Genomic DNA, 18,163 nt, shown 5'->3' with positions numbered 1-18,163 from the left:
GCCGGGACCGGCGACCCCGCCGAATGGGGAGCCGCACCCGAGGACGTCCGGATCGCCCCGGCCGACCCCCGGCTGCCGTTCGCGCACTGCCTGGAGGTCAACGCGGTCACCCACGACCGGCCCGGCGGACCGGAGCTGAGCGTGACCTGGACCTGGCCCGGAGACCTCTTCGAGGAGCCCGACATCGGGGCGCTGACCGGCCTGTGGTTCGAGGCCCTGGACGCCCTCGCGCGGTACGCCGCCGCGCACCGCGCCGCCCCGGGCGGCGCCGAGGACCCGACGACATCCGATCTCTTCCTGGTGGACCTCGGCCAGGACGAGATCGACGAGCTCGCAGCCGACCTGGAGGACCTGACGTGACACGAAACGGGCGACCGGCGCCGAAGCCGTCCGGACTCGAGGGCGTCCTGCCCCTGTCCCCCTTGCAGGAAGGCCTGTTCTTCCACTCCCTCCTCGACGACGGGGAAGGCCCCGACGTCTACGCCGTGCAGCTCGCCGTCGACCTCGAAGGACCACTCGACGCCGAACGCCTCAGGGAGGCCATGGCCGGCCTGCTGCGGCGGCACGCCAACCTCCGGGCCGGCTTCCGGTCCGTGCGCTCCGGCAAGCCGGTGCAGTTCGTCCCCCGGCACACCGAGCTGCCCTGGCGCGAGGCCGACCTGACGGCCCTCGCCCCCGCCGACCGCGAGGCCGAACTGACCCGGCTCGCCGACCGGGAGCGCGCCGAACGCTTCGACCCGGCCCAGCCGCCGCTGATCCGGGGCCTGCTGATCCGCCGCGAACCGGACCTGCACAGGCTGGTCGTCACCAACCACCACATCCTGCTCGACGGCTGGTCCATGCCGGTCCTGCTGCGCGAACTGTTCACCGCGTACGAGCACGGCGAGGGCGCGCTCGCGCCCATCACGCCGTACCGCGACTACCTCCGGTGGCTGGCCGCGCAGGACCGTGACGCCTCCCGGGACGCCTGGCGGCGCGCGCTGTCCGGCGTCGCGGAGGCCACCCGGCTCGCCCCGGCCGACGCGCGGCCCGCGGCCCTGCTGCCGGAGCGGATCGAGCGGCTGCTCCCGGCCGAGCTGGGCGACGGCCTCGCCGAGCTGGCCGCGGCCGGATCGGTGACCCTGAACACGGTCACCCAGCTCGCCTGGGCGGTCGTCCTCGGCCGGCTGACCGGGCGCGACGACGTGGTCTTCGGGACGACCGTCTCCGGCCGCCCGGCCGATGTGCCCGGGATCGAGACCATGGTCGGCCTGTTCATCAACACCGTGCCCGTGCGCGTCGTCCTCGACGTCGAGGAGCCCTGGTCCAAGGCGCTCGCCCGGGTGCAGAACGAGCAGTCCGACCTGGGCCCGCACCAGCACCTCGGCCTCGCGGAGATCCAGTCGGCCGCGGGCCTCGGCGAACTCTTCGACACCACCGTCCTCGTGGAGAACTACCCGGTGGGCCCGTCCGCCGCCGGTGCCCGCTCCGCCTCCGGGCTGCGCCTGACCGGCGCCAGGGGACGGGACGCCACCCACTACCCGCTGACCCTGGTCGTCTCCCGTACGGCGGCCGGTGTGCACGCGCGCCTCGACTACCGCCCGGACCTGTTCGACCGCGCGGCGGCGGAACGCGTCCTGAACCGCTGGGAGCGGGTGCTGCGCACCGCCGTCCTCGACCCGGACCGGCCGGTGGGCGCCATCGACGTACTGGAGGACGCCGAGCGCGAGCGGCTGCTCGACGGATGGAACGCGACGGCCGCCGAGGTGCCGGCGGGCCCGCTGCCGGCCTGGTTCGCGCAGCGGGCGGCGGCGACCCCCGACGCCACGGCCGTGGTCTGCGGGGCCGAGTCGCTGTCCTACGCGCGGCTCTGGGCGCGCGCGGCCGGGGTGGCGAACGAGCTGACCGGGCGCGGCGTGGACCGCGGCTCGGTGGTCGCGCTGGCGGTGCCGCGCTCGGCGGACGCCGTGGTGGCCATGCTCGGCGTGACGCTCGCGGGCGGCGCCTTCCTGCCGGTGGACCTCGACTTCCCGGCCGACCGGATCGCCCACATCCTGTCCGACGCGGCCCCGGCGGTCGTGCTGGCGACGCGTGCGGGCGCCGACGCGCTCCCTCCGGACCTCGCCGCGCCGGTGGCCCTCCTCGACGACATGGGGCCGGCCACCGGACTGTCGGCCGTGCGCGAGATGACGCCCGGCGACCTCGCCTACGTCCTGTACACCTCCGGCTCCACGGGCCGCCCCAAGGGCGTGATGGTGCCGCACGGCGCGCTGCGCAACTTCCTGTGGTCGATGGGCTCGCAGATCGCCCTGGCCGAGGGCGACCGGTGGCTGGCCGTGACGACGTTCGGGTTCGACATCTCCCTGCTGGAGGTGTTCCTGCCGCTGGTGTCGGGGGCCACGGTGGTCGTCGCCGACCGCGACGCGGTGCGCGACCCGGCCCGGCTGGGCCGGCTGATCCGCGCGCAGGGCGTCTCGGTCCTCCAGGCCACGCCCGGACTGTGGCGCGCGCTCCTGGAGGCCGACCCGGCCGCGGCCGAGGGCCTGCGGATCCTGGTCGGCGGCGAGGCGCTGGACGGCGCCCTCGCGTCCGCACTGGCCGGCGCGGGCGCGGCGGTGTGGAACATGTACGGCCCGACGGAGACCACCATCTGGTCCACCAGCGCCCTGCTGGCGGGCGACGGACGCGCGCCGATCGGCGCCCCGATCGCCAACACGCGGGTGTATGTGCTGGACGGCCGGTTGCGGTTGGTGCCGCCGGGTGTGGCGGGGGAGTTGTACGTGGCGGGTGAGGGGTTGGCGCGGGGTTATCTGGGTCGGTCGGGTCTGACGGCGCAGCGGTTCGTGGCGGATCCGTTCGGGGTGGCTGGTGCGCGGATGTATCGCACGGGTGATCTGGTGCGCTGGTCGGATGCGGGTGTGCTGGAGTTCGTGGGGCGTGTGGACGACCAGGTGAAGGTGCGGGGGTACCGGGTCGAGTTGGGTGAGGTGGAGTCGGCGTTGGCGGGCGTGCCGGGTGTGGTGCGTGCGGTGGCGGCGGTGCGTGAGGAGGGTGCGGGGGATCGTCGGCTGGTCGGTTATGTGGTGCCGGACGCGGGTGTGGTGCTGGATGTGAAGGCGGTCCGGGCGCTGGTGGCGAAGGTGCTGCCGGAGTACATGGTGCCGTCGGCCGTCGTGGTGCTGGAGTCGGTGCCGTTGACGCCGAACGGGAAGACCGACCGCGCGGCCCTGCCCGCACCGGTCTCCGTGGAGAGCGAGCGGCGCGCGCCGCGGACGGCGCAGGAGGACCTCCTGTGCGCCCTGTTCGCCGAGGTGCTGGGCGTTTCCCGGGTCGGGATCGACGACAACTTCTTCGAGCTGGGCGGCCACTCCCTGCTGGCGACGCGGCTGGTCTCGCGGGTGCGCTCCGTGCTCGGCGTGGAGCTGCCGATCCGCGCGCTGTTCGAGACGCCGGCCGTGGCGGGCCTGGCCCGCCGTCTGGACGGCGGCACCGCCGCGCGCACCGCGCTGGTGCCGCGACCGCGCCCGGGGACCGTGCCGCTGTCCTTCGCGCAGCGCCGCCAGTGGTTCGTCAACCAGCTCGACACGACGAGCCCGCTCTACAACATCTCCCTGGCACTGCGGCTGGACGGCGAGCTGGACGTGGCCGCGCTGGAGGCGGCGCTCGGCGACGTGGTGTCCCGCCACGAAAGCCTGCGCACCGTCTTCCCCGCCGGTGACGGCGAGCCCCGCCAGGACGTGCACGCGCCCCGGCCGGTCGCCCTCGCCCGGGCCACCGCGGCGGACGGGACCGGCGTCGCCGACTGGATCGCCGGCACCGTGCGCCGCGGCTTCGACCTGACCGAGGAGATCCCGCTGCGCGCGGCCCTGCTCACCGTGGGGGAGCGGGAACACGTGCTGGTGCTGGTGCTGCACCACATCGCGGGTGACGCCTGGTCCCTGCGGCCGCTGGCCGCGGACCTCGCGGCGGCCTACACCGCGCGCCGCGAGGGCGGGGCGCCGCACTGGGCTCCGCTGCCGGTGCAGTACGCCGACTACGCGCTGTGGCAGCGCGAACTGCTGGGCGACGAGAACGACCCGGACAGCGAGATGTCCCGCCAACTCGCCCACTGGACCAATGTGCTGGCCGGACTGCCGGAGGAGCTGGCGCTGCCCGCCGACCGGCCGCGCCCGGACGCCGCCTCGCACCGGGGCGAGCGCATCCGCTTCGAGATCGACGCCGGACTGCACCGGCGGCTGCTCGCCGTCGCCCGGGAGTCCGGCACCAGCCTCTTCATGGTCCTCCAGGCGGCGCTGGCCACCCTGCTGACCCGGCTGGGCGCGGGCACCGACATCCCGATCGGCACCCCCGTCGCGGGCCGCACCGACGACGCGACGGAGGAACTGGTCGGCTTCTTCGTCAACGATCTGGTGCTGCGCACCGACACCTCGGGCAACCCCACCTTCCGGGAACTGCTGGGCCGGGTCCGCGAGACCGACCTGGCTGCCTACGCCCACCAGGACGTACCGTTCGAGCGCATCGTGGAGGCCGTCAACCCGCCCCGCTCGCTCGGCCGCCATCCGCTCTTCCAGGTCATGCTGTCGCTTCAGAACACCCCTCGGCCCGTCCTGGACCTGCCCGGACTGACGGCCCGCGCCGAGCCCGGCGGCGCCGGAGTGTCCCGGTTCGACCTCTCCCTCGGCCTCAACGAGCGCCTCGCCGCCGACGGTTCGCCGGCCGGCCTGGACGCCCTGGCCGAGTTCGCCACGGACCTCTTCGAGAGGACGACCGTCCAGTCCATGGTGGACCGGTTCGTCACGGTGCTGCGGGCCGTGACGGCGGACGCCGACCGCCGGGTGGCCGACCTGGAGATCCTCACCCCGGCCGAGCGCGAGCGGATGCTGTCCGCCTGGCACGGCACGGCGCGTGAGCTTCCGGCGCTGCTGGTGCCGGCGATGATCGAGGCGCAGGTGAGACGCGCCCCGGACGCGCCCGCCGTGTCCGACGGCGACGCGACGCTGTCGTACCGGGAACTGAACGAGCGCGCCAACCGGCTGGCCCGGCTGCTGGCCGCCCGGGGCATCGGCCCCGAGACGATCGTGGCCGTCGCCGTGCCGCGCTCCCCGGAGCTTGTCGTCGCGGTCCTCGCGGCGCTGAAGTCCGGCGCGGCCTATCTGCCCGTCGACACCGCGTACCCCGCCGACCGCATCGCCCACATGCTGGCCGACGCCGCGCCGGCCCTGGTCCTCGTCACCGCCGGGAGCGCCGTGCCGCAGGACCTCGGGCACCTCGTGCTCGCCCTGGACGACGCCGCCACGCTGGCGGAACTCGCCCGGCACGACCACACCGACCCGGCCGACTCCGACCGCACCGCCGCGCTGCTGCCCGAGCACCCCGCCTATGTGATCCACACCTCGGGATCCACCGGCACCCCGAAGGGCGTCGTCGTACGCCACGCCGGCCTCGCCGACTACGTCGCGGGCGCCGCCGAGGACTACCAGGGCGTGCGCGGCGAGGTCCCGCTGCACTCCTCGGTCTCCTTCGACACCACCGTGACCTCGCTGCACGTGCCGCTCACCGTGGGCGGCCACCTGCGGCTGACCGACTTCCCGCCCACCGGCGCCGGCCGGCGCTTCGACCTGCTCAAGGTCACCCCCAGCCACCTCGGCATGCCGGCGGACGGCACCACGGCCGGGGAACTGCTCGTCGCGGGCGAGGCCCTCACCTCGTCCGCCGTCGAGCCCTGGCGCCACCCGGACACCACGCTGTTCAACGTCTACGGCCCCACCGAGACCACGGTGAGCGCCGTCCAGCACCGTGTCGGACCCGGCGAGGAGCTGCCGCACGGAGCCGTCCCCATCGGCCGGCCGCTGCGCAACACGCGGGTGTATGTGCTGGACGGCCGGTTGCGGTTGGTGCCGCCGGGTGTGGCGGGGGAGTTGTACGTGGCGGGTGAGGGGTTGGCGCGGGGTTATCTGGGTCGGTCGGGTCTGACGGCGCAGCGGTTCGTGGCGGATCCGTTCGGGGTGGCTGGTGCGCGGATGTATCGCACGGGTGATCTGGTGCGCTGGTCGGATGCGGGTGTGCTGGAGTTCGTGGGGCGTGTGGACGACCAGGTGAAGGTGCGGGGGTACCGGGTCGAGTTGGGTGAGGTGGAGTCGGCGTTGGCGGGCGTGCCGGGTGTGGTGCGTGCGGTGGCGGCGGTGCGTGAGGAGGGTGCGGGGGATCGTCGGCTGGTCGGTTATGTGGTGCCGGACGCGGGTGTGGTGCTGGATGTGAAGGCGGTCCGGGCGCGGGTGGCGAAGGTGCTGCCGGAGTACATGGTGCCGTCGGCCGTCGTGGTGCTGGAGTCGGTGCCGTTGACGCCGAACGGGAAGACCGACCGCGCGGCCCTGCCCGCACCGCGGTACACCGCGCCCCCGCGCGGCCGCGAACCCCTCACCCCCCAGGAGGCCGTCCTGTGCGCCCTGTTCGCGCAGGTTCTGGGCGTTTCCCGGGTCGGGGTCGACGACAACTTCTTCGAGCTGGGCGGCCACTCGCTGCTCGCGACCCGGTTGCTCAGCCGGGTCCGCTCGGTGCTCTCCGCCGAACTCGGCATCCGCGCCCTGTTCGAGAACCCCACCGTCGCCGGACTCGCCGAGCGCCTCGGCCGGGCCGGGACCGCCCGCCGCGCACCGGTCCCCGCCGTCCGGCCCGAGGCGGTCCCGCTGTCCTTCGCGCAGCGCCGCCTGTGGTTCATCAACCAACTGGACGCGGCCAGCCCGCTCTACAACATCCCCATGGTCCTGCGGCTGGACGGCGAGCTGGACGTGGCCGCGCTGGAGGCGGCGCTCGGCGACGTGGTGTCCCGCCACGAAAGCCTGCGCACCGTCTTCCCCGCCGGTGACGGCGAGCCCCGCCAGGACGTGCGCGCACCCCGGCCGGTCACCCTGACCCGGGCCACCGCGGCGGACGAGGCACGGGCCCGGGCGTGGATCGCCGAGTTCACCGGCCGCGGCTTCGACCTGACCGAGGAGACCCCGCTGCGGGCCGCGCTCCTGACGACCGGAGACGACGAGCACGTGCTGGTCCTCGTGCTGCACCACATCGCGGGTGACGCCTGGTCCCTGCGGCCGCTGGCCGCGGACCTCGCGGCGGCCTACACCGCGCGCCGCGAGGGCGGGGCGCCGCACTGGGCTCCGCTGCCGGTGCAGTACGCCGACTACGCGCTGTGGCAGCGCGAACTGCTGGGCGACGAGAACGACCCCGACAGCGAGATATCCCGCCAACTCGCCCACTGGACCGACGTGCTGGCCGGACTGCCGGAGGAGCTGGCGCTGCCCGCCGACCGGCCGAGACCGCTGACCGGCCCCCAGCGCGGGGCCAAGCACCGCTTCTCCTTCGACGCGGACCTGCACCGCCGGCTGCTGGACCTCGCCACCGCCACCGGCAGCAGCCTGTTCATGGTGGTCCAGGCCGGTCTCGCCGCCGTCCTCACCCGGCTCGGCGCCGGCACCGACGTCCCGATCGGCGCCCCCGTCGCGGGCCGCACCGACGACGCCCTGGACGACATGGTCGGCTTCTTCCTCAACACCCTGGTGCTGCGCACCGACACCTCGGGCGATCCCACGTTCCGGGAACTGCTGGCGCGGGCACGGGAGACCGACCTGGCGGCCTACGCCAACCAGGAACTCCCGTTCGAGCGGCTGGTCGAGGCGCTCAACCCGGAGCGGTCGCTGACCCGCCACCCGCTCTTCCAGGTGGCCCTGACCGTGCAGAACACCGCCGCCGCCCCGTTCGAGCTGCCCGGTCTGTCGGTGCGGGCCGAGGAGAGCGACGCCGGCTGGGCGAAGTTCGACCTCTCCCTGGCACTGGGGGAGCGGCAGGACGGCGAGGGCCTCGACGGCATCGCCGAGTACGCCGCGGACCTCTTCGACCACCGGACCGTGGAGGCGATCGTCGACCGCCTGGAGCGGCTGCTGCGGCAGGCGGTCGCCGAACCCGACCGGCGGATCGGCGCCTTCGAGATCCTGGCCGCCGCCGAGCGGGACACCCTCCTGCGCGAGTGGAACGCCACGGCCGTCCCGGTCCCGGTGACCACACTGGTCCAGCCCTTCGAGGAGCAGGCCGCACGAACTCCGGGGGCCACCGCGCTGGTCCTCGGCGACCAGGCGATGACGTACGCGCAGCTGAACGCCCGCGCCAACCGGCTCGCCCACCACCTCGTCGACCGAGGAGTGGGCCCGGGCACCGCCGTCGCGGTCGCGCTGCCCCGCTCGCCGGACCTGGTGGTCGCCCTGCTCGCCGTCCTCAAGGCCGGCGGGGCCTACCTGCCGCTCGACTCGGACTACCCGGCGAACCGGCTCGCCCACATGCTGCGGGACGCGGCACCCGGCTGCGTCCTCACCGACCACGGCCGGCCGGCGGGCACCGACGCGCCCACCGTCGAACTCGACACCCTGGACCTGACCCCCTGGTCCCCGCTGGACCCGCCCCGCTCGGCGACCGCGCGCGACGCGGCCTACATCATCTACACCTCCGGCTCGACCGGCCTGCCCAAGGGCGTCGTCGTCCCCCACGAGGCGATCGACAACCGGCTGCGCTGGATGCAGCACACCTACCCGATCGGCCCCGGCGACCGGGTGCTCCAGAAGACCCCGTTCAGCTTCGACGTCTCCGTCTGGGAGTTCTTCTGGACGCTGCGGGAGGGTGCCACGCTGGTGCTGGCCGAGCCCGGCGGCCACCGGGACCCGGTCTACCTGGCCCGGCTGATCCACGAGGCGCGCGTCACCGTCTGCCACTTCGTGCCGTCGATGCTGGACATCTTCCTCACCGAGTCGCCCGCGGCGGACCGGCCGACCCCCCTGAAGTACGTCTTCTGCAGCGGGGAGGCGCTGTCCCGGGAGACCGCCGGCCGGTTCCACCGCGCCCTGCCCGGCGCCGCGCTGCACAACCTGTACGGGCCGACCGAGGCCGCCGTCGACGTCACCCACCACGCCTGTGCACCGGACGCGACCGGTCCCGTCCCCATCGGCAGGCCCGTGTGGAACACCCGCGCCCACGTCCTGGACGCCGGGCTGCGGCCCTGCCCGGCCGGCGTCGCCGGCGAGCTGTACCTCTCCGGCGTCCAGCTGGCCACCGGCTACCTGGGACGCGCGCCCCTCACCGCCGCCCGCTTCGTCGCCGACCCGTACGGCCCCGCGGGCAGCCGCATGTACCGCACCGGCGACCTGGCGCGCTGGAACGGCGCGGGCGAGCTGGAGTACCTGGGCCGGGCCGACGACCAGGTGAAGCTGCGCGGCTTCCGCATCGAACTGGGCGAGGTCGAGGCGGCGCTGGCCCAGGCGCCCGATATCGCCCGCGCGGTGGCGACCGTACGGGAGGACACCCCCGGCCACCACCGGCTGGTCGGCTACGTCGTCCCGGTGCCGGGAGAGACCGTGGACCCCCGGGCGGTGCGCCGCCGGCTGGCCGAGGCGCTGCCCGACTACATGGTGCCCTCCGCGGTGGTCGTCCTGGACGCCCTGCCCCTGACCCCCAGCGGCAAGACCGACCGCAAGGCGCTGCCCGCCCCCGGCCTCGCCCCGCGCGTGCGCCGCGAGCCGCGCACGGCACGGGAAGCCGTGCTGTGCCAGTTGTTCGCCGAGGTCCTCGGAGTGGACGCGGCCGGGCCCGACGACAGCTTCTTCGAACTCGGCGGGCACTCGCTGCTGGCCACCCGGCTGGTCTCCCGGGTACGCGCCGCCCTGGGCGCCGAACTCCCGCTCCGGGCGCTGTTCGAGACCCCGACCGTCGCCCAGCTGGCCGCGCGCCTCGACGGCGGTCACACGCCCGCCCCGGTGGCGCTGACCGCCCGGGAACGGCCGGCCGAGATCCCGCTGTCCTTCGCGCAACGCCGGCTGTGGGCCCTGGACCAGCTGGGAGTGGCGGCGGGGACGTACAACATCCCGCTGGTCGGCAGGCTCCGCGGCGCCCTCGACGTGCGCGCGCTCCAGGCCGCGCTCCAGGACCTCGTGGCCCGCCACGAGAGCCTGCGCACCGTCTTCCCCGCCACGGACGGCCGCCCCCGCCAGTCGGTCCTCGACCCGGCCGACGCGCGGATCCGCCTGCACGTCACCCCGTGCGCCGAGGACGGGATCGAGCGGGCCGTGGCCGAGGCCACCCGCACCGCCTTCGCGCTGGACACCGAACCGCCGCTGCACGCACGGCTGCTGACGGTCGCTCCGGACGACCACGTGCTCGTCCTGGTGCTGCACCACATCGCGGGCGACGCCTGGTCGATGCGGCCCCTCGTGCGGGACCTGTCGGCGGCCTACACCGCCCGCAGCGCGGGCACGGCCCCGCAGTGGACCCCGCTGCCCGTCCAGTACGCCGACTACACCCTCTGGCAGCGCGAGGTGCTCGGCGACGAGTCCGACCCGGACAGCACCCTCTCCCGGCAGCTCGACCACTGGCGCACCACCCTGGCCGGCCTGCCCGACCGGCTCGCCCTGCCCACGGACCGCCCGCGGGCGCCGGAGACCGGACAGCGGGGCGGCCGGGTGCCGTTCACGCTGGACACCGAGACGCACCGCGGTCTGCTCGCCCTGGCCCGCGCCGGCGGCACCACCGTCTTCATGGTGCTGCACGCGGCCCTGGCCGCCCTGCTGACCCGGCTGGGCGCCGGCACCGACATCCCGGTCGGCACCCCGGTCGCCGGGCGCCGCGACGAGGCCCTGGACGACCTGGTGGGCTTCTTCGTCAACATGCTCGTGCTGCGCACCGACACCTCCGGCGACCCCACCGTCCGCGAACTGCTGGAGCGCGTCCGGGAGACCGACCTCGACGCCTACGCCCACCAGGACGTCCCCTTCGAGCGCGTCGTGGACGCGGTCAGCCGGCACCGCTCGGCCGACCACCACCCGCTGTTCCAGGTGATGCTGTCCCTCGACAACGTCACCCGGGCCGACGTACGGCTGCCCGGCCTGTCCGGCGCCGAGGTGACCGAGCCCGCCGCGGACGGCTCCGGCCACGCCAAGTACGACCTTTCGCTGCTGCTCGCCGAACGGTTCGCCCCGGACGGCACCCCGGCCGGGATCACCGCGACGGCGGCCTACGCCACCGGGCTGTTCGACCGGGAGACCGTGGAGTCGATGGCCGGCGGGTTCGTCGCGGTGCTGCGGGCCATGATCGCCGACCCGGACCGGCGGATCGGGGAACTGGACGTCCCGGACACCGGCGACCGCGCGCGGCCGGAGCCCGTGGCCGGCGAGCTGCCCGTGCCCGGCGAGCGGAGCGAACCCGCGCCACGGCCGGCCGAGGAGCGGGACCGGACGGCCGAGGCGACGCTGTGCCGGATCGTCGCCGAGGTGCTCGGGCTCGGCGCGGCCGAGGTCGCCGCCGACGCCAACTTCTTCGACCTGGGCGGCGACAGCATCAACGCCATCCAGGTGTCCAGCCGCGCCCGCCAGGCCGGTCTGCCGCTCACCCCCCGCGACATCTTCCGCCACCAGACGGTCGCGGAGCTGGCCTCGGCGGTCCGGCCGCAGGAGCCCGCGCCCGCAGCCGTGCCGGAGGACGGCGTGGGAGCCGTCCCCGGCACCCCGGTGCTGCGCTGGCTGCACCAACTGGGCGGTCCCTACGAGGGGTTCAACCAGTCGGTGCTGCTGCGCGTGCCCGGCGGCCTCGGCCTGGAGACCCTGACCGGTGCCGTCCAGTCCGTACTGGACCACCACGACGTGCTGCGCTCCCGGCTGACCGGCGCCGACCTGGGGCTGCCCTGGAACCTGGAGACCGGCCCGCGCGGCAGCGTGGCCGCGGCCGACCGCGTCACCCGCGTCCGGCTCGCGGAGGGACCCGAGGACACGGTCCGGGAGTTCGTCGCCGAGCACGGCGAGGCGGCCAGACGCCGCCTCGACCCGCGAAACGGCGTGATGCTCCAGGTCGTCTGGTTCGACGCCGGAGCGGAGGAACAGGGACTCCTGCTGCTCGTCTGCCACCACCTCGTGGTGGACGGCGTGTCCTGGCGGATTTTGCTGCCCGACCTGGTCGGCGCCTGGCAGGCGCTGCGCGCGGGCCGCGAGCCGGCCCCCGCGCCGGTCGGCACCTCCTTCCGCCGCTGGGCCCAGGCCCTCGTCATGGAGGCGCAGAACCCCGTCCGCATCGCCGAACTGCCGCTCTGGCGCGCCCAGACCCAGCAGGCCGACCCGCCGCTCGGCGCCCGCCCGCTCGACCCGGAGGCCGACACCTGGGCGACCGCGGAGCACCTGACCGCGACGCTCCCGGCGGACCTGACCACCGCCCTGCTCACCGCCGTCCCCGCCCGCCACCGCGCGGGGATCAACGACGTGCTGCTCACCGGCCTGGCCCTGGCCGCCGCCCGGTGGCGCGAGCGCCGGTCCCAGGACGGCCCGGGGGCGCTCCTGGTCGAACTGGAGGGGCACGGCCGGGAGGAGTTCGACCCGACCGTCGACCTGTCCCGGACCGTCGGCTGGTTCACCACCCGCTTCCCGGTACGGCTCGACCCCGGACCGGTCGACCTGGACGACGCGTTCGGCGGGGGCGCCGCGACCGCCGTCGCCCTCGGCCGGATCAAGGAGCAGCTGCGCGCCCTGCCCGACAACGGCCTCGGCTACGGCCTGCTGCGCCACCTCAACGCCGACACGGCCGTCGCGCTGGCCGGCCGGGCCACCCCGCAGATCTGCTTCAACTACCTGGGCCGGGTGGGCGCGGGCGCAGGCGAACTCGGCACCGACGACACCGGTTCGGGCTGGTCGAGCGCCGCGGGGCTGCGGGTCCCGCTGCTGCCCACCGACCCCGGCATGCCCTTCGGGCACAGCCTGGAGATGAACGCGGTCACCCGGGAACAGGCCGACGGACCACGCCTGCACGTGACGTACTCCTGGCCCGGCGGCCTCCTCGACCGCGGCGCCGTGCGGGAACTCGCGGACCTGTGGTTCGAGGCGCTGCGCGCCCTGGCCGGCCCCGGCGACGGCGGTCCGGGCACCGCGCTCACACCGGGCGACCTGCCGTCGTCGGGGCTGACCCAGCCCGAGATCGACGAACTGGCGGCGAGCGAGCAGGGCCTGGAGGACGCGTACGCGCTGACCCCGCTCCAGGAAGGACTGTTCTTCCACGCGCTGCAAGCCGGCGCCGGGACCGACGTGTACACCGTCCAGACCGTCCTCGACCTGGAGGGCCCGCTGGACGCCGAGGCCCTGCGCGGCGCCGGCCAGGCCCTGCTGGAGCGCCACCCCAACCTGCGGGCCGGCTTCCACCACCGGGGCGCCGGACAGACGGTCCAGATCGTCCCGCGCGCCGTGCGGCTGCCGTGGGAGGAGGCCGACCTGTCCGCACTGCCCGACGGTGCCCGGCAGGAGCGCCTGACCGCGCTCACCGAGGCGGCCCGGCTGCGGCGCTTCGACCTGGACCGGCCCCCGCTGGTCCGGTTCCTGCTGCTGCGCCTGGGCGGGCAGCGGCACCGGCTCGTCGTCACCCAGCACCACATCCTGCTCGACGGCTGGTCCATGCCGCTCTTCCTGCGCGAACTGGTGACCCTGTACGAGAACGGCGGCGACACCTCGGCGCTGCCCGCCCCCGCCCCGTTCCGCTCCTACGTCTCCTGGCTGGCCGAGCAGGACCGCGAGGCGAGCGAGACGGTCTGGCGGGAGGCGCTCGCCGGGGTGACGGAACCCACCCTGCTGGCCCCGGGCCGGGCGCCGGCCGCGCCGGCCCTGCCGGAACAGACCGTGCGGGAGCTGCCGCCCGGCCTCACCACGGCACTGCGGCGGCACGCGGGACGCGCCGGAGTCACCCTGAACACCGTGCTCCAGACCGCCTGGGCACTGGTGCTGGGCCGGCACCTCGGCCGCGACGACGTCCTGTTCGGGACCACCGTCTCCGGGCGGCCCCCGGAGCTGCCGGGCGCCGAGCACATGATCGGCCTGTTCATCAACACCCTGCCGGTGCGGGTGCGGCTCGACCCCGCGCAGGGCTGGCGCGCCGCCCTCGCCCGCGTCCAGGACGAACAGGCCGCCCTCCAGGGTCACCAGCACCTGGGCCTGGCGGACCTCCAGCGGATCGCCGGCCACCGCACGCTGTTCGACACGGCCTTCGTGTACGAGAACTACCCGCTGCCCGAGCACACCGGGGACTCCGGCTCCCGGCTGCGGGCCACGGCGGTGCACGGCAGGGACGCGGCGCACTACCCGCTGGTCCTCGTCGCCTCGCTGCGCGACCGGGGACTGCGCCTGCGCCTCGACCACCAGCCCGACCGGCTCGGCGGCCCGCTCGGCCCCGAACTGCTCGAACGCCTGGTCCACACCCTGGAGTCGGTCGTCGCCGACCCGGACCGGCCGCTGGCCCGCGTCGCCCCGGCCCGGCGACCGGCGGACGCCGGGCCGCGAACGGCGCTGCCCGCCGCCTTCCCGGACGGCGCGCCCGTCCGGGGCACGGTGCACGGCCGGATCGCGGACCTCGCCGCCCGCACCCCGGACGCGGTGGCACTGCGCCTCGGGGACGAGCGGCTGACCTGGCGGGAACTGGACGAACGGGCCAACCGGCTGGCCCGGCTGCTGCTCGGCCTCGGGGTGCGCCCCGAGGACCGGGTGGGCCTGTACTTCGACCGGTCCTTCGAACTGGCCGTGGCCTTCCTGGCCGTGCTGAAGGCCGGCGCGGTGTACGTGCCGCTGGACCCCGCCCACCCCGAGCGGCGGCAGCGGACCGTCCTCGAACTCGCGGGCGCCACCGTGCTGCTCACCGACGCGGCGCGGGCCGCCGGCTGGCCGGCACACCCGGGGCAGGCATGGCGGACCGTGGCCGTGGACACCGACCCGCGCCTGGCCCGGCAGGAGCCCACGGCGCCCGACGTGGCCGTGCAGCCGGACCGGCTGGCGTACGTCATGTTCACCTCGGGCTCCACCGGACTGCCCAAGGGCGTCGCGGTGACCCACCGCGACGTGGTCGAGCTGGCGGCCGAGCCCTGCTGGGCCGACGGCAGCCAGGAGCGGGTGCTGTTCCACTCGCCGCACGCCTGGGACGCCTCGACGCTGGAACTGTGGGTGCCCCTGCTCAACCACGGCACGGTGGTCGTCGCCCCGCCCGGCGAGGTGGACCTCAGGGCCATGGCCCGGCTGCTGGTGGCCGAGCGCATCACCGGACTGTGGCTGTCGGCGGGCCTGTTCCGCTGGCTGGCCGAGGAGGAGCCCGGCTGCTTCGCGGGGCTGCGCGAGGTGCGCACCGGCGGTGACGTGGTCCCGGCCGAGGCCGTGCGCAAGGTGCTTGCGGCCTGCCCCGGCACCCGGGTCACCAACGGGTACGGCCCCACCGAGGCCACCGTGTTCGCCGTGCACAACATGCTGCGGGCGGGCGACGCCGTCCCGGACAACGTGCCGATCGGCGTCCCCCTCGCGGGCCACACCGCCTACGTCCTGTCGCCCTGGCTGGAGCCCGTGGCCCCCGGAGTCGTCGGCGAGCTGTACCTGGCGGGCTCGGGGCTGGCCCGCGGCTACGAGAACGCCCCCGGCACCACCGCCGCCGCCTTCGTCGCCGACCCGTTCGGACCGGCCGGCTCCCGGATGTACCGCACCGGCGACCTCGCCCGCCGGCTCCCCGACGGCGCCCTGGAGTTCGCCGGACGGGTGGACGACCAGGTGAAGCTGCGCGGCTTCAGGATCGAGCTGAGCGAGGTCGACGCCGCGCTGCTGCGGCTGCCCGGCGTGGCCCACGCCCTCTCCCTGATCCGGGAGGACCGGCCCGGCGACAAGCGGCTCGTGGGCTACGCGGTACCGGCCCCCGGGCACCCGCGGCCCGACGTCCAGGAGATGCGCGGCCTGCTCGCCGGCACGCTCCCGGACTACCTCGTGCCCTCCGCCCTGGTGCTCCTGGACGCCCTGCCGCTCACCGCGAACGGCAAGGTGGACCGCTCGGCGCTGCCCGCCCCGGCCGCCGCGGCCGCCTCCTCCCGGGGCCCGCGCACCCCGCAGGAGGAACTGGTCTGCGCGCTGTTCGCGGAGACCCTCGGCGTCCCCGAGGTCGGCATCGACGACGACTTCTTCTCGCTGGGCGGCAATTCGCTGCTCGCCGCCGGGCTGGTCAGCCGGCTGCGCAAGGTCCTCGGCACCGAACTCGGCATCCAGGCCCTGTTCCTGGCCCCCACGGTCGCCGGACTCGTCGCAGCGGCCGGGGAGGGCGGCGGCCCGGACGCCGACAACGGACTGGACGTACTGGTGCCGCTGCGCCGCAACGGCGCACTGCCTCCGGTCTTCTGCGTCCACGCCGCGGGCGGTCTGAGCTGGCGGTACGCGGGCCTGCTGCGGCATCTGCCGCCCGGCCACCCGGTCTACGGACTACAGGCCCGCGCCTTCTCCGAGCCGGGCCACCGCCCGGCGAGCGTCGAGGAGATGGCCGCCGACTACGTGGAGCGGATCCGCGGCGTGCAGCCGTCCGGCCCCTACCACCTGGTCGGCTGGTCCTTCGGCGGGCTGATCGCGCACGCCGCCGCCGTGCTGCTGGAGGCGGCCGGCGAGGAGGTCGCCCTGGTGGCGGTCCTCGACTCCTACCCCGCCGCGCCGGACGAGCGGATCGTGGTGCCCCCGGCCGCACAGGTGCTGGCGGGCCTGCTCGACGCGGCCGGGGTCGCCCCCGGACCGGACGGCACCGAACTGACCCCGCAGGAGGGCGCGGCACTGCTGCGCGGCCGCGGCGGACCGCTCGCCGCGCTGCTGGCCGACCGGGTGGACACGATCGTGGACTCCTACCGCTCGGGGATCGAACTGCGGGCCCGGTACCGGCCCCGCCGGCTGAGGGGCGACCTGCTGCTGTTCGTGGCGGGCGACGACGCCGACGGCAGGGCGCGGCGCTGGGACCCGTACGTGGACGGCGAGATCGAGGCGCACGCGGTCGACTGCCGCCACGAGGACATGCTGCGGCCCGCCCCGCTCCAGCAGATCGGCACCGCGATCGCGGCGCGTCTGACGGTTGACGACACACGGAAGGACGACTGATGGCCCGGGAGTTGTACGAACTGGGGGAGATGCCCCCGCTGGGCGAGGTGCCGCGGCGCATGTACGCCGGGGTGATCCGCCGCGAGCGCTACGGCCCGCCCGAGCGGTCGATGCAGGTCGAGACCGTCGAGGTGCCCGAGGTCGGGCGCGGCCAGGTGCTCATCATGGTGATGGCGGTCGGCATCAACTACAACGGCGTCTGGGCCGGGCTCGGCACCCCGGCCGACGTCATCGCGGACCGGCAGCGGGCCGGTGACCCGCACGACTTCCACATCGCCGGCTCCGAGGGCGCGGGCGTCGTCTGGGCCGTCGGCGAGGGCGTCAAACAGCTGCGGGTGGGCGACCACGTCATCGTCGGCGGCGTCGCCTGGGACGAGTCGGCCCCGGACATCCGGCTCGGCGTCGACCCCACCGCCTCCCGCTCCCAGCGGGCCTGGGGCTACGAGCTGAACTTCGGCTCGTTCGCGCAGTTCACCGTGGCCGACGAGTACCAGTGCCACCGCAAGCCCCCGCACCTGACCTGGGAGGAGGCGGGCTGCTTCCTCGGCGGCGGTTCCACCTCCTACCGCATGCTGACGGGCTGGTATCCGAACACCGTGCGGCCGGGCGACCCGGTGCTCGTCTGGGGCGGCGCCGGCGGTCTGGGCTCCATGGCGATCCAGCTCACCCGATATTTCGGCGGAATTCCCGTCGCCGTGGTTTCGGACGACGACAAATTCGACTACTGTAAGCGTCTGGGAGCCCAGGGAGTCATCAACCGGAACAATTTCGACCACTGGGGCCGGCTGCCCGACCCGGACGATTCCGTCGCCTACCGGGAATGGCTGTCCGGAGTCCGCGAATTCGGCCGTGCCTGCTGGGACGCGCTGGGGGAGCGCCGCTCCCCGAGCATCGTCCTGGAACACCCGGGCCGCGCCACCCTGCCGACCTCGGTCTATGTCTGCGACCGGGCCGGGATGGTCGTCACCTGTGCCGGCACCAGCGGCTACGACGGCACCATCGACCTGCGCTTCCTCTGGATGTTCCAGAAGCGCCTGCAAGGCTCGCACGCCGCGAACGTCCGGCAGACGGCGGCCGTCATCGACCTCGTCGCGGCGGGCCACGTCGACCCCTGCCTGAGTCTGACCCTCCCGTTCACGGACATCGGCCGGGCCCACCAGATCGTCTACGAGGGAAAGCAGCCGCCGGGCAATGTGGCGGTCCTCGTGAATTCTCCGGAACCGGGGCTCAGGGATATTCCCTGA

General features: G+C 75.0%; 3 protein-coding genes (1 of these 3 only partly in view). All 3 read left to right on the top strand.

Annotation, left to right across the window (positions count from 1 at the left end; translation table 11 throughout):
• Tightly spaced (each overlapping or abutting the next), the 3 genes in view from HZZ00_RS22555 to ccrA form a layout consistent with a single transcriptional unit that may run on beyond the window.
• Positions 1-360: the final stretch of a non-ribosomal peptide synthetase gene (locus HZZ00_RS22555; RefSeq protein ID WP_180328140.1), read on the top strand. It extends 13,857 nt beyond the left edge of the window; 360 of the gene's 14,217 nt are visible here — the last part of the coding sequence; the start codon falls outside the window, past its left edge; the stop codon is at positions 358-360.
• A complete protein-coding gene (locus tag HZZ00_RS22550) occupies positions 357-16,919 on the top strand; it encodes a non-ribosomal peptide synthetase (RefSeq protein ID WP_180328139.1) in 16,563 nt (5,520 codons plus the stop codon). Before HZZ00_RS22555 ends, HZZ00_RS22550 begins: the two co-directional genes overlap by 4 nt.
• Positions 16,919-18,163: a crotonyl-CoA carboxylase/reductase gene (ccrA, locus tag HZZ00_RS22545; protein WP_180328138.1), complete on the top strand. Its 1,245-nt coding sequence runs from the start codon at positions 16,919-16,921 to the stop codon at positions 18,161-18,163. The genes HZZ00_RS22550 and ccrA overlap by 1 nt, the downstream gene beginning before the upstream one ends.

Source organism: Streptomyces sp. NEAU-sy36 (genome assembly GCF_013423905.1).
Taxonomy (GTDB): domain Bacteria; phylum Actinomycetota; class Actinomycetes; order Streptomycetales; family Streptomycetaceae; genus Streptomyces; species Streptomyces misionensis.
The sequence above is the reverse complement of the archived record's forward strand: the minus strand, read 5'-3'. Positions and strand labels throughout refer to the sequence as shown.

Excerpts from the sequence above, each read along its gene's own strand:
- ccrA (WP_180328138.1), top strand. The coding sequence starts at position 16,919 with ATGGCCCGGGAGTTGTACGAACTGGGGGAGATGCCCCCGCTGGGCGAG.